Source organism: Vibrio sp. S/42/10 (assembly GCF_029890535.1).
Taxonomy (GTDB): Bacteria; Pseudomonadota; Gammaproteobacteria; order Enterobacterales; family Vibrionaceae; genus Vibrio; species Vibrio cyclitrophicus.
In genome coordinates this window covers 39,037-52,803 of the sequence record NZ_JAKMZC010000001.1, presented here as the reverse complement: position 1 = coordinate 52,803, position 13,767 = coordinate 39,037, and the positions used below count along the sequence as shown (strand labels likewise).

Sequence of the window (13,767 nt, the reverse complement as noted above, 5' to 3'; positions counted from 1 at the left end):
ATTATTGGGACAGGGTGGAGCTACCAGTCAGCCAAGTTTTGAGGCCACAACGAATATTAGCGGTGGGTGTATTTGTGGGGATTCAGTCTTAATTGGAAATCGAACGCCCAAGCATCTCCTTAAACTTGCAAGAGCAATTACAAGTTTAAGGAAAAGTTCAAAATATAGAATACTAAGCTGTTGAACGGTATATATTCCTATATCGGCACTATATATTGTTCTTAAAGGGTTCTATGCTTCTTTAAAAAACGTACCCAAACTGCTCACGTAAATCTACTAATGTAACTCTAAATTACTGATAGATAATGATTCTTTTTCCTTATTATCACTATCTTCATTTTCATCTTCAGAGTCGTCGTTATCATTAAGTTCAATAGCTTCAATTTCATCGACGTCTATTTGAAGCTTACTTACACGGTCAAGTAACATATCAAAATGAGATTTTTTTAGCATAATGTCAAAAATCACATTATCAATCTCACCTTCACTTTCACCTTCACCTTCGGCCTGACGTTGACTTGCAGCTAGTTTAGTTACGTCTTCTTTAAGAATTTTCATACTCTTGATAACGCATTGCTTAAACAAAAGTTGATCATTGGATGTAAATTTCTTAATGATATAGCTGTATAAATTTACGTTATCGTTAAATTTGGCTTGTAAATATTTCTTAAGTACAACTTTTACAATTGCAAGTATGTGATAAGCATTTGAAAATATAGCCCTTTTTGGATCAATTGGACTTCCTTCTTGTAGGATGTAGAACATACAGAATGAAGCGTACATTGCTTCTGGTGTTGTATCCTTGTTGAAGATTTTCTCATATAGGCCATCTGTATGATCTTTATGTGATGTAAATATTTTGTCTGACCCTGATTGCTCCCTTTCGATAGCGGCCTCGATTATTGATACTGGATCTGACAAATGGAAAGCCAAGTAAGCATTTGCAACCACAGTGTTTTCAATCTTTTCAGTTCCTTCAGGAATCGCTCGAAACTCACCTCGACGGCATTCATACCAAAAGTTTGTATTATAAAAGTAATCTTGGATGGCTAGTTGTATTGGATCTGAAGAGCAAAAATCTCGTTCGGATACCGGGTTTTGTGAGTTCGTATATTTGGTTACCTTGAGATCAAAATTACTACCGCCTGATTTTAGTAAACGGAATGTAACTCTTGCTTCTTCGTCAATTATATTGCGTTCTTCCAAATTGCTTTCTGAGTAAGCTTTATGAATTGAGTAAGCCGTTTGAGCGCCATTTATTACCTGAAGGCCTTTGACATCGAAATTTTCTGCTTGACTTGATACTTGGGGAATATGGCGTGTTATGGCAGTTATTCCGTTGTTGTAGTACCAGAAATAAGAAGGATCATTTTTTAAAGTAGTAACGATCTCGTCATTGATGTTTGAGGAGAGTAATGGGTTTCGTACGTTTTTGTTAAACAATGATACACCGTATCGCTCGACTAGTTTGTATATAGTGCTTGGTTTGAGATTAAATACTAGGCCTTGATGAGGGGTACTAATTTGAATTGCATTTTTTTCATTATCTTTTACTAGTTCTAATTTAATTTTTTCATACTCTGGGCTGTAAATCTTTTCCAGTGGGTTTGGGGGGTTATTTTTCTTGAATCTTCTGTCAATATAATCGAGTTTTAATCGATTTATGTCGAAAGCATCAACTTTTACGTTTGCACCAAAGGAGTTTTCGAAAGAAGTGATATTCTCAAGAAATGTTTTACAATTGTTCTTTAACGTTAAATAAATTACTTTTACTTCACCATTTGAGCGCACATGCTCCAACAGCGCTTTGTAACGTTTATTGAATATTTGGTTTTCTGTCTCTTCTTTATCTCCGCGTAAGATTGACTGCGCATCTGATAAAAAAGATTTTAAGATCTCAGATTCAAAGTGAGAATTGCAGTTATGTTCTTTGTTCCACTTTGATTGCACTAAATAGAAAACGTTATCTCCTTGACTATTACGTTTATCAAGTATGATGTCGCATGAATTATCACCGTGCCCGTCGGTAATCATTTCGCCAATATTTTGTAGGCCCGAATAAAATTTGAGGAACCAAAGCATGAATGCGTATGAGCGTTTTTGATGGTCTTCCCTAAGTTTGGAATGCATTTCATCAGAGAAGTCTTCGATAAATAAGTTCAATTCGGAATCGAGTAACTTATAAAACTCTTTATGTTTCATTGATATATTGCCTATTTTTATTAGTGAACATAATCTATGACAATCTTGTGCCATAAGCAATAACAAGTATCAAACTCTATGGTTAGCATTAAGATGAATAAGCGTTTTTAGTAATCCATTTGCTTATGTAACTGCTGTTGTGACAGTTAATGGAACGCAGATAGATAGGTCGAGCTTCCCCCTTGATACAGCAGGGATTCACAGAGAATAGTATTAGAAGAGTCGTATTTTATCCCCCGCAAGCGTGCTTCTAGCCAGAAATGAGTTGGTCAAAGCACCATAACAGAAGAGTTCTTTATCTAAATCACCCTTGACCTGTCTACAACTTCACACTTTATAGTGGCTACATTGATTGAGAGGGGCGCTTTCTGTGTTCCCTCCAAAGTAAGTAGAGAGACATTATGAAACGCTTAATTTTAAACATCACACTCTTGGTATTTATGGTGCTTGGTGGCTTTGATGCCATGGCTCATGATTCAACGGTTAAGTACGGTATTGCGATATCTCACGATGGTGAGCAAATTGCGTATGGCAAAAGTGGAAGTGGGGATACGGCGCTGATCTTCATTCACAGTTGGAGTTTAGACAGCAGCTCGACGCAACGTTAATGAAAGCGGTGGAGTCAGTGAAGTAGGGCGCTGTAGTTGTTAAAATATGGATGTAATCATTCGATAGATAAAACCAAGGCCTCGCGATTGCGGGGCCTTTTTGTTCATTGGAGGTTTTGCTAGATACATTCATTTCAATTTGCGAGTAATGATCGCATCGTTCACTCGTTTATGGTCCTTAAACGAGTACCTCATAGTTATATAAATGGTCTATCAACCACTCCTAGATACGTAATTAGCACCACTGTGATTAGTAAGGGCTGACCGAATCTAGTGTGCTTTTTACTGATAATCACTTCAACTATGTGTTTAGGACATCCTGCTATGGCTAAGAAAATCATATTCATTCATGGTGGCGCTCAAAAGCCCGATAAAGCTCCCCTTCAAGCACTCTGGTACGAGGCTATAGAGCATGGCTTGCAGCGAGATTGTGGAGGCTCAAGTTTATTACAAGCTTTTAAAGATGTCGATAAACGGTTTGTCTATTACGGTGAACTATCAAACACATTGTTAGAGAAACCAACAGAAGACCCTGCAAGTCGACAGCAAGCGCTGTCTGAACTCAAAAAATACAAGACAAGCCAGTTCAATCAAACAACGTATAACAAGGTATCTAAAATTGGTTTTCTAAAAGAGGCGTTAGCAGATACTTTTTCATCGCTATTTGGAAAGCTGGGTGTGGCTGAGACACTCATAACGAAGGTCGCGCCGGACATGGCGCATTATTGGAATGAAGATACCTATTTTGGTAGCGATGTCAGGCACAGGCTAATGGTTGAACTGAAGGAAGCGCTTGATAATCAGGATGACGTGATGATTGTATCGCATAGCCTTGGCTCGATGATCAGTTATGACGTGTTGTGGAAGCTGTCTCATTACGGAGAGTATAGACACGACTATGGTGCGGATAAGAAGGTCAACTTATTGCTGACGCTCGGGTCACCGTTAGGCGATGAAAACGTAAAAGATAGGCTAAAAGGGAGCCGCTTGAAAGATGAGAAGAAGTACCCTTTAAACATTCAGCAATGGATAAACATATCGGCAGAAGATGATTTTATCTCTCATGACAGCAAAATCAAAAATGACTTTAAAGATATGCTCAAACTGGATCTGATACCCGGTGGAATGAAAGATATCCACCCAGTCTATAACCTCAATATCCGCAACGGAAAAAGCAATCCGCACGCTTCCATCGGTTATCTCATTAATCCTAAATTCATTAAAGTATTGGATGAATGGCTCTCTAGTTAATTTGGTTTTACCATCGTAAATTGCTAGCTACTCGTTCGTTGGAACTTAGATAAAACAAGGCTTCGCGTGTGCGAGGCCTTTTTAGACTCGTTCAACACAACACTATTCAAAGTGATCAAGAATTTTTGTATTCGCAATAGTTAAGCTTTTTTGAAAGCGACTCTAGGCTAAGTTTTGCCAATGTGTCTTTAAACGGCGAATTATGTAAAGCAGTAGTGAGGATGTCGCGCTCTTCTGCTGAAAGCAAATTAGCATGCCTGAATAAGACGTAATCTAATGCGACGTGCAGGTACAATGTTGAGAAGTCAGGTCCAAGCAAATCATCATTGTTATTCAACTGCCCGATAAGTGCTTTAACGCTTCTTTTAATACCTTCCTTTCCCCTAATCGTTAGCTCGTTTTGCTCAGCTTCGAAGCGGCTCAGTGCAGCACACCGAAAGGCCACTTCCATCAACGTTTTACTCACTCCCAATAACGACATACGTTGAGTGTCGATAGCCTTGGTCACTGTTAGTTTCTCTGTTGGGTATGCTTGCATGAGGAACTCACAGATCGCTAAACTCTCGGTCAGTGCAAACCCATCACTGGTTTCTAGAACCGGAATGGTACTAAATGGATTAATGGCGACCAATGTGCTGGGTGTTTGCCACGGGTCGACCCATTCAAGAACCATTGGAGCATCACACAAATAGGCCGTTGCCAGTACTGCTCTGGAGAATGGAGATGTGTCGTTTAAATACAGTTTCATGAGCGATTCCTTTGCTAAGAACTTATTTGAGCAGTGTTTAATGTCTGCTGTTTGGTTGATGTAAATGCGATGCAGAGTATCGACAGAATCAGTGCACTCGCGCTGACCATAAATAAGAGGTTATAACTGGTGAGTTGAGGGGCGTAGTGAGCCATAACGAAGCCGACTATTCCTTGCGATATAGCAAAAGCCATTGTCATTGCTCCCCAAGATTTCGTATGGAGCTGAGTCCCGACGATTTCTAAGGTGTAGGTTGATACCAGTGTTACGGTGCCAGGCGTAAACATACCGACCAACAAAGATGAAGCAAAAAGTGCTGTTTCACTGGTGCTTAATAGTGGAAGAGCAACCCCAGCAGCTTTACAAATAAACGCCGCTAATAGTGCTTTTTTAAGTCCAAATTTATCCCCTAGTATACCAGTCACTATTGGCCCAATCGCTGCTCCTATTCCAAACACAGCCCAATAAAAACCACCGCTCGCAAAACTCATTTTTAGCTCTCGAACAATATAGTCGACCCAAAAAAGAGTATGAGGTAAATAACCAATGGCGCTAAAGGTGTAGGCTAAAAGTACGCAGCTAATACTAATGCGCTTATTCTTAGATAAGGCATCAAACGTCGATGGGCTTTTATCACAATGGTTTGGTTTAGCTTCAAGAGCCCATGTCTTCCACGTCAGGACAGTTGCGAGAAAAGCGATCGCTCCCATACCTAACCATGCACTTTCAACACTTTGGTAGATAAGCAAAGGTATGATTGTTCCTGAAATCATGGCGCCGAGGCCAATGCCTGAAAATACGACGCCACTGATTCTTGCTTTCATCTCTTGAGGGTGAAGGCTGGTGATCACGGGTGGTGCGAGTACCATGAGTACGGCACCTGATATACCCGCAATGGTTCTAAGCGTTAAAAACCATTCAAAGGGCGCAGATTTTAAGGCACAACCAAGATAGCTAAAGCTACTTAACAACAAAGAGGCACGTATGAGTGTGCCTGTTGAATAATATCTTTGTAAAAAGCTCGATGCAGGAGCTCCGAATACATAGCCAATCAGTGTTGCTGCGCCGAGTATGGAGGCATCTTCGCTTGAGAACCACCCACTTTGAATGAGCACAGGCATTAATGCTATGTAGGCAAAGCGACCAATCCCGTTCCCAACTAATGTTGCTGCGAGCCCAGCGAAGGTGTTGCGGTTTAAGATTTTTACGTGCTGCATATCTCGTACTGTTGGTTTGCATATGTAACATTACGCTAACATTTAAACTTGAACTATCTAAGCTGAGTTTTTGCTCTAATGTTTAAGGTTTGATGACAACTTACATTTTTTGTAAGTGTCAGATTGGTCATTTACATCTCTAATCTCTAGCTGGTATAGGTAAAGCTAATGGGAGGGGGGGAGTATCTGAATATCGATCGTTACAACTATAGCTATATGTTCAATGGTAAAGAATGCTCTCCCCCTCGAACGTTAATCTAAAGAGAGCGTTTAAGTTCATTTGAGAGGCTTTGATGCTAGATCCGTTCAACACAACGTTGATGAAAGCGTTGAAGTCAGTGCGGTCGGGCGTTGCCGTTGATAAAGAATAGCTGTAACCGTTCGATAGATAAAACAAGGCCTCGCATGTACGAGGCCTTTTTGTGGTCCGACTGAAACTCAATATTAATCGAGCCTAGCGAAAGCTCGGGATAATCGCTGGAATCCCCGGTAGAAGGCCAACCAACGCCATTACGCCACTTAGCACAATAAACATAGTTCCAGGCAACACCCAACGGCTCATTTTACTAAGCTCACTACTACGTTCTTTACAACCGACTAAGCCTAAGTTATCCAACAACATGGTGAGAGCCCAACCAAATGCAGGGTTAACCAGTGCTGAAGAGAACACGACAATCGCGGCCGATTGGGTGGTTTTCCCTTCACGCGTCATTTCCATTCCAGCTTCTAGCAATGGCACAAATACCCCAACAATGAGCGCGACACAAAGCACAGGTTGCCAGATAGCTAAATCCATTGGGTAACCCCAAACAGCGGCGATGATACAGAACAGAGCTGTGAGCAAAGCGCCAGCAGGAATAGGGCGTTTAGCAATCGCCGCCGGTACGATATAAGTACCCCATGAAGACGTAAAGTTAGTACCACCAAGCAGAGAACCGAACGTTTGACGAATTGAAGCTGTGGTCATGGTGTCGTCGATGTTCATGTGTACTTTTTCGGTACGTTCTGGATAGCTGATCTTTTGGAATACTTGATGTCCTAAGAAATCGGGCGACCACATAGCTACGGCTAGAATCGCAAACGGCAATACTACCATGAAATGTTCAATCGTCGGCAGGCCAAGCATCCAGCCTGTATTTTCGCCCCACCAATACATAGGGTTCATGTTAGGCAAGCCTGGCTCAGTGTGGAAAGCAAATGGCGCGCCCATGGCAAATGCTAACGTACCACCCAGTAAGCAGCTAAGAGGGACGGCTAACCAGCGCTTACGGAAATGTTCCAATAGCGCGTACAAAATGATGGTGCAGAAGATCACGACAAAAGCGATATGGCTCATGCCGATTCCCTCAGCCCAAGCAAACAGCTTTTTCACTTGGGAAGCGGTTCCAACAAAGCCAAGGTAGAGCAATAAGCCGCCACACACGCCTTTACTGGTGAGGTTGGCCAGCATACTGCCACCTTTACTGATGGCTAAGATGAGGCCAAAAGCGCCAATCAACAAGCCAAAGGCCATAGGGTGGCCGCCTGCTGCAACGACAATCGGAATTAAAGGAATGAGTGGACCATGTGTACCTGCGAGGTTCGCGGTCGGTAGTAAGAAGCCAGAGAAAAGGATGATGAAAACTGAGGCGATGAGTAGTTCATAACGAACGTTTTCTAAAATAAAGCCTTCATTTAGCCCTAAAGCTCCGGCAAAGGTGGCTGCAATCGCTCCCACCATAACAACCTTACCAATCGTGGCGGCCATCGCTGGGATAGTATCTTCCATCTCGAATCGATAATCTTTAAACGGTAAATTTGGACGCCAACGCTTAGGCGACATGATTTGTAATTCATGTTCTAAATATTGTTCGCGGGAATCAAATTCTGATCTTGGTTTGTGTTGTTGTTCATAAGTGAGTTCATCCTCATTGGCTTGAGGCTTATCTGCTTGTATATGTACCGACTCTAAAGTGCTGCTCATGTTGATTCCTTTCGTTCACACTCTAAGGCGTGTTATTCCAACAAACGTTATTGACTCACGCAGAAGTGCAAACAACGTGTCAACTTATTATTAAAAGTTCATTAACATTTAGTTGTTAGTACCTTATACCAAACCAAAAAAAACAAATAGTCTCAGTTAGTTAGACATTAGTCGTAGAGTTTGATGGCAAATATGGGAGACGGTAAAGAGGGTGAGTTCGCTTGTTTATAGACCATTAATTACAGGAACAATAAAGTCACTTTCAACAACGAACGGCCGAGTAGACCTGTTCTGCAATTGAGCCTAAAAATCAAAACCCAAAAATAATTTAGAAAAGTGTGCATCCTTTCGCGAGCTCAAACGTGTTAGAGGTAAATCGTTTAGAGGGTGCCACTATGTTGGACGTTTTTACTTACTTTGCCGACTGGCTGACGTATTCCATTTTTAACTTGGAAGCCAGTACTTCAATGGCAACAGGCGTTCATTTCTTTATCGAAGACACCAGTAAGATCTTAGTCTTGTTGGTCGTGTTGATTTACGTTATCTCTGCGCTGAGAGCCAGTTTGAGTGTGGACAAAGTTCGACAATATCTACAAGGTAAGCGCCGCGGTGTGGGTTACTTCCTTGGCTCGCTATTTGGTGCGATTACACCGTTTTGCTCGTGCAGTTCTATTCCTCTGTTTATGGGTTTTGTCTCAGCACGTATTCCCATTGGTGTGACTATCGCATTTCTTATTACATCGCCTCTGATCAATGAGGTGGTGATCATCATGCTTGGCAGTGTCCTTGGGCTGAAATTCACCATCATGTACGTTGTGATTGGTATGTCGCTTGGCATTTTTGCAGGCTTTGTCTTAGATGCTTTTAAAGCCCACCGTTGGTTACAACCTTTCCTTGCCGAAGCGTATCAAAAAGCCAATGAGTTAGATGAACAGCCTCAAACGGCGATTGAATCAATCCCAATGACGTTTAAACAGCGCCATGAATTTGCTGTGAACGAGACCAGTACCATCTTCAAACGCATTTGGATTTGGGTCTTTGTTGGTGTGGGTATTGGTGCGTTTATTTATGGTTTTGTTCCGGCGGATTGGTTCGAGCAAAACCTCGCACACGGCCAGTGGTGGACGGTTCCCCTCGCGACACTTAGTGCGATTCCTATTTACACCAACGCAACGGGCATAGTTCCAATCATGGCGTCTTTGATAGACAAAGGTATGCCACTAGGAACCACGCTGGCGTTTTGTATGGGAGCGGTCGCAGTGAGCTTGCCAGAGTTCATGATGCTCAAACAAGTGATGCAATACCGATTGCTTGGTGTAATCGCGGGTTACTTGTTGGTGGCGATTTCCATCACCGGTTGGTTGTTTAATTTCTTCTATTAATCACAGCAGAGCAAATGCTCACAGGAGTCTGATATGAAAAGCATTCAAGTTTATGGTTCAGGTTGTAAGAACTGCGTCGTTACCGCAGAACGGTTTGCCGAGGTCGCACAAGAGTTAGGGCAGCAAATCAATATTGAAAAAGTCACCAGTTTGGAAGCCATTATGAAAGCTGGCATTATGAGCACACCGGGTATCGCGATTAATGGTGAGTTAAAACACACGGGGTCGGTGCCATCTGTTGATCTGGTTCGCGATTTACTCAAGGAAAATGTTGTAGCGTAAAAGTAAGGAAAGAGCGTCGCGCATGCAGAGTTTTTTTGAATGAGCATGCGCGACGGATTATCGAGGTTCAAGAATGAAATGTTTGATGAATGCGTGGAATCATGCGGAACCTAGCCTTTATGGTTGGCTACTAAAACAGACCCAAAATCCGCACGAAGCGGAAGACATCATGCAAGAAGTGTTTCTGAAGGCCATGGGAAATAGCGAGCGTTTCTGTACATTGCAGGACGGTAAATCATGGCTGTTTAAGATGACCAGAAACCACCTTGTTGATCAGCTGAGACGGAAAATATATTCGGTAGACATCGAAGAATTTGTGATGCCAACGGATATTTCCCCTGCGATGGTTCAGCTTCAACGCTGCCTTCCCCAGGTATTGGTCAAACTCACCGAGCAAGATCGTGATGTGATAGAACAATGTGACCTCAATGGTATGACACAAAAAGACTACGCAGAGAAACACCAGCTCAGCCTACCAGCCGTTAAGGCTCGTTTACGTCGTGCCCGTATAGAACTCAAAACCATTTTGGTGAGTGAATGTAAGGTGACTCAAGACCAAACGGGCGTTTGTTGCTTTAGGTCATTTCAAGCAGAGCCTTAAGTCTTTTCAAGTAGAGCGTTAAGTCCTTTCAAGCTGAACCTTAAATCCTTCTGGAAGTAATGTTTCCGCTTTAAACTAATTTATAGGCCATTACTTTAAGGAGCAATAAACGAAGGTTTAACAAGAAAACGTTCGGCTCTAAAGGCCCTTATAAAATTCATCGACTCAAGATTTCTTGTGTTCTTGGGGTAATTTGATAATGGATATCTGTTCCAGTTTTATTCTGAATATATTGGGCGACAAACAGGGAAAGGCCTTGTCGTTAGCAACCAAATCTCTACCACGTTCTGCGCCTGATAGTGATAGAATCCCCGCATTAGAATTATCGAGAATCTAGGTATTTATAAACAATGTTTATCCATCACGTTAATGGCATCGACTGGCTGGTGATTACAGCTTTTGAAGAACTGAAAACGATGTTTATCGAAGATGCTGGCCCAATCCCGGCTTACTTCTCTACCGCCAGTGAATTGAGCCTGATTGATCAAGCCAAGCGCAGCTATGGATTTTTGCCGACACTCCGCGGTGTAATCACCGATACCGGCACGTATCAAAGTAAAGATCTTGAAGAAGATTTGAACCCACAGCTTGCCTGTATCGTTGAAGGGCGTGGTCGGGTGTTTATCTATCACGGCGACTATGTGGCTTTTGTCGATGACGAGCAAACCTTTATCACTCGCATGGACTGAAAAGATTCACTCATTCGAGGCTAGCGAATCGGAAAATCAACGAGTGAACCAGTCTTGAATAAAAATATTAAAGGATTAGTACGATGGCAAAAACGATCTCATTGGTACTTGGCAGTGGTGGCGCAAGAGGCTTGGTTCACGTTGGCATCATCCGCTGGCTAATTGAGCACGGCTTTCAGATAAAATCCATCTCTGGCTGTTCAATTGGTGCACTTATCGGTGGTGTCTACGCGGCGGGTAAGTTGGATGAATTTGAAGAGTGGGTCACCAGTATCGACCAATCGGATATGGCTATGATGTTGGACTTTTCATGGCAATCAAGTGGTATCTTCAAAGGGGACAAGATCATCGACACACTGCGTAGGCTGATCGGCGAAATTTCAATTGAAGATCTGCCTATCCCTTATACCGCAGTTGCTGCCAACGTCGCTGATGAAAAAGAGGTTTGGTTGCAATCGGGTTCTTTGTTTGATGCTATTCGTGCTTCTATCTCTTTGCCATTATTCTTCACGCCTCACGTCATCAATGGTGAAGTGCTGATCGATGGAGGAGTGCTCAATCCCGTACCGATTGCGCCTACCTTTAGTGATAAGACAGACTTTACTCTGGCTGTGAACTTAGGTGGTGAACCTGAGATGCTTCAACAGGAAGTGATACCGGTTTCTCTACCAACAAAACAGAGTAACCTACATGAGAAGGTTACTCTTTTTATCGATAATCTAGGTAGCAGTGTAAAAAGTAAAATGAGCTTCAATTTTGCTGCCTACGACATTGCCAACCAAGCGTTTGATGCGATGCAATCGACCATTGCTCGTCAAAAATTGGCCGCTTATCCCGCAGATATTACGCTTGAGATCCCACGTAATGCCTGTGGCACCTTAGAGTTTGATCGCTCACAAGAGATGATAGATAGAGGCTACCATTTGGCACAGGCTAATCTGGGTAACCGACTTTAATGGGCTGGTCGTTAATTTTTATGGTTAGGCAACAGGCTAACTAAGAGGGGGATTTATGCAAACTGAACTCCACGAGCTTATGGCAACAAAAGATGTCATCGTTCTCACAAGCTTAGAAGTGCCAGCCGTATCTTGGCTGATCGATGGCTATCAAGAGAACGCTGATACCCAAATTATCGAGAACGCACACCAATTAGACACCGAAGCGATTGTGTCGCAATGTCGAAGCGGCCTTAGTGACGGTAAAAAGGTCATACTTACCGCGCAGTTTCGCAGCCAGCTACCTATTATCAATATCGCTTCATTGTGTAATGAGAAGCGCAAATTATTGATCAATATTGAGTTGTCCGGTTGGAATGAAGAAAAACGCCTTCCCCATTCTTATAGCAGTTTCTAGCTTGTAGCCGTTTTTAGTTAACTAGCAGTGTCTCTTTAATCAGAGCCGTTCAATACAACACTTATGCAAGTGGTTAAGCCAGTGAAGTAGGGTGTATTATCGTTTGATAGATAAAACTAAGGCCTCGCATGTGCGAGGCCTTTTTATTTCAGATCTTGCAAAAACCGATCTCTAACAAATTATTGGGAACGAACTAGGTTAGCAAGCCATAACGAGTTTAGGATTACGAATTAAAGTATTCAATAGCTTAGTTTCGTAATAACAGCCGATAAACTTAAGATCAGGACGTTGCTTAATTGCTTCACATACAACGCCAAATCTAAGGTTATTCTTTTAGCTTAATTTGCCGCTTCTATGGTGCCTTTGAAGGTGCTGTTCAAAAAGTCATTGATCTCTTGAGAGTGATAAATCGAAATGATCTTTTTATAGACTTCATTATTTTTGTCTTCTTCTCGCGCCGCAACAACCATCACAGCTAAAGGTGCGTCTTTCTTCTCTAAGTAGATACCTTGTTTCTTAGGATCTAACCCTGCAGACATCACGTAGTTCATAGTAATAGCTGCAGCGTCTACATCGTCAAGAGAGCGGGGCAACTGTGCGGCATCAACTTCGACAAATCGAATATTCTTTGGATTGGAGACAATATCGGTTAGAGATGCATTGAATCCAACGTTTTCTCTCAGTGAAATAAGCCCTGCATCTTCTAATAGTAATAGCCCGCGTCCGCCATTGGTTGGATCGTTTGGAATCGCAATTCTTGCGTTGTCAGGAATAGAGTCAAGTGAAGTGTACTTGTTAGAGTAAACGCCCATACGCATCAAAATTGAACGTCCGATAGAAACCAACTTACTATCATGATTGTCGTTAAAGTTGTCGAGAAATGGCTGATGTTGGTAGCTATTAAGTTGGATACTTCCGTCATCCAGTGCTGCGTTAGGGGTGATGTAGTCTGAGAATTCAACTAATTCGATGTTAATCCCTTGCTTCGCTGCTTCAATAGCGACGGCCTGTACAACTTGTGCGTGTGGACCTACTGTTGCACCAATCTTGATGACTGCCTCGTCTTTTTTTCCACATCCTGTCACACCTAATGTGAATGCCAATGCCAACAGGGATGCGGTGATTTTTTTGTAGCTTTTCATGATAACTCCATTTAATTAACCAAAAGACATATGGGTGCCTAGACGTCTATATTATCTATTAATGCGATTGGGTCAATAGGTTTGTTAAAGGAGAAGTTAAATTGATGTTATTACTAGGTGGGGTATATAACTCCAAAGTATTGGATCTGCTTTCGCAAGCGATTATCTGATTACACTAAATCACAGTGACGAAAACTCGACGAGCTTTATCGTTAAGAGAAAAGATTTCTTTAACCGTTAGTGATAGATAAAAATAAGGCCTCACGTTTGCGAGGCCTTGTCGTATGAGGATTGTAGAATTCACTGGATATTAATTAAACGCTTCCACT

General features: G+C 42.1%; 13 protein-coding genes. 8 read left to right on the top strand and 5 right to left on the bottom strand.

Annotated elements, in window-relative coordinates:
• Positions 1-276: 276 nt before the first annotated feature.
• Positions 277-2,202, bottom strand: a complete 1,926-nt coding sequence (locus tag L8S15_RS00260; protein WP_280571887.1) for an AIPR family protein — start codon at positions 2,200-2,202, stop codon at positions 277-279.
• Positions 2,203-2,603: 401 nt separating this feature from the next.
• On the opposite strand from L8S15_RS00260, the gene L8S15_RS00255 reads away from it, so the two are divergent.
• Both L8S15_RS00255 and L8S15_RS00250 read left to right on the top strand, forming a co-directional pair.
• The gene (locus L8S15_RS00255; RefSeq protein ID WP_171342038.1) at positions 2,604-2,810 is read left to right on the top strand and encodes a hypothetical protein; all 207 of its coding nucleotides are present in this window, start codon (positions 2,604-2,606) and stop codon (positions 2,808-2,810) included.
• Positions 2,811-3,134: 324 nt separating this feature from the next.
• The gene (locus L8S15_RS00250) at positions 3,135-4,061 is read left to right on the top strand and encodes a hypothetical protein (RefSeq protein ID WP_280571886.1); all 927 of its coding nucleotides are present in this window, start codon (positions 3,135-3,137) and stop codon (positions 4,059-4,061) included.
• A 115-nt stretch (positions 4,062-4,176) separates the two neighbouring features.
• Here L8S15_RS00250 and L8S15_RS00245 read toward each other — a convergent pair whose 3' ends face one another.
• The 3 genes from L8S15_RS00245 to L8S15_RS00235 form a co-directional block, all read right to left on the bottom strand.
• Positions 4,177-4,809 (bottom strand): glutathione S-transferase family protein, encoded by a 633-nt coding sequence (locus L8S15_RS00245; protein ID WP_280571885.1) that lies wholly within the window; start codon positions 4,807-4,809, stop codon positions 4,177-4,179.
• A gap of 14 nt (positions 4,810-4,823) precedes the next feature.
• Entirely contained in the window at positions 4,824-6,026 is a 1,203-nt protein-coding gene (locus L8S15_RS00240; RefSeq protein ID WP_280571884.1) for a YbfB/YjiJ family MFS transporter, read from the bottom strand.
• Positions 6,027-6,480: 454 nt separating this feature from the next.
• Positions 6,481-7,989, bottom strand: coding sequence for a DUF3360 domain-containing protein (locus L8S15_RS00235; protein ID WP_280571883.1), 1,509 nt, complete (start codon positions 7,987-7,989; stop codon positions 6,481-6,483).
• A gap of 395 nt (positions 7,990-8,384) precedes the next feature.
• Here L8S15_RS00235 and L8S15_RS00230 point away from each other — a divergent pair, with 395 nt between their 5' ends.
• The 6 genes from L8S15_RS00230 (at position 8,385) to L8S15_RS00205 (ending at position 12,296) form a co-directional block, all read left to right on the top strand.
• Positions 8,385-9,371 (top strand): permease, encoded by a 987-nt coding sequence (locus tag L8S15_RS00230; protein WP_280571882.1) that lies wholly within the window; start codon positions 8,385-8,387, stop codon positions 9,369-9,371.
• Positions 9,372-9,404: 33 nt separating this feature from the next.
• Positions 9,405-9,653, top strand: coding sequence for a thioredoxin family protein (locus L8S15_RS00225; RefSeq protein ID WP_010441308.1), 249 nt, complete (start codon positions 9,405-9,407; stop codon positions 9,651-9,653).
• Between the two features lie 85 nt (positions 9,654-9,738).
• A complete protein-coding gene (locus tag L8S15_RS00220) occupies positions 9,739-10,254 on the top strand; it encodes a sigma-70 family RNA polymerase sigma factor (RefSeq protein WP_010441307.1) in 516 nt (171 codons plus the stop codon).
• Between the two features lie 350 nt (positions 10,255-10,604).
• Positions 10,605-10,943, top strand: coding sequence for a hypothetical protein (locus L8S15_RS00215; protein WP_010441305.1), 339 nt, complete (start codon positions 10,605-10,607; stop codon positions 10,941-10,943).
• A gap of 83 nt (positions 10,944-11,026) precedes the next feature.
• Positions 11,027-11,899, top strand: coding sequence for a patatin-like phospholipase family protein (locus L8S15_RS00210; protein ID WP_010441304.1), 873 nt, complete (start codon positions 11,027-11,029; stop codon positions 11,897-11,899).
• 55 nt (positions 11,900-11,954) lie between these two features.
• Positions 11,955-12,296: a hypothetical protein gene (locus L8S15_RS00205; RefSeq protein ID WP_010441302.1), complete on the top strand. Its 342-nt coding sequence runs from the start codon at positions 11,955-11,957 to the stop codon at positions 12,294-12,296.
• Positions 12,297-12,634: 338 nt separating this feature from the next.
• Here the strand turns inward: L8S15_RS00205 and L8S15_RS00200 are convergent, their stop codons facing one another.
• Positions 12,635-13,438 carry a MetQ/NlpA family ABC transporter substrate-binding protein gene (locus L8S15_RS00200; RefSeq protein WP_010441300.1) on the bottom strand — a complete coding sequence of 268 codons (804 nt, stop codon included), beginning with the start codon at positions 13,436-13,438 and terminating at the stop codon, positions 12,635-12,637.
• Positions 13,439-13,767: the final 329 nt, after the last annotated feature.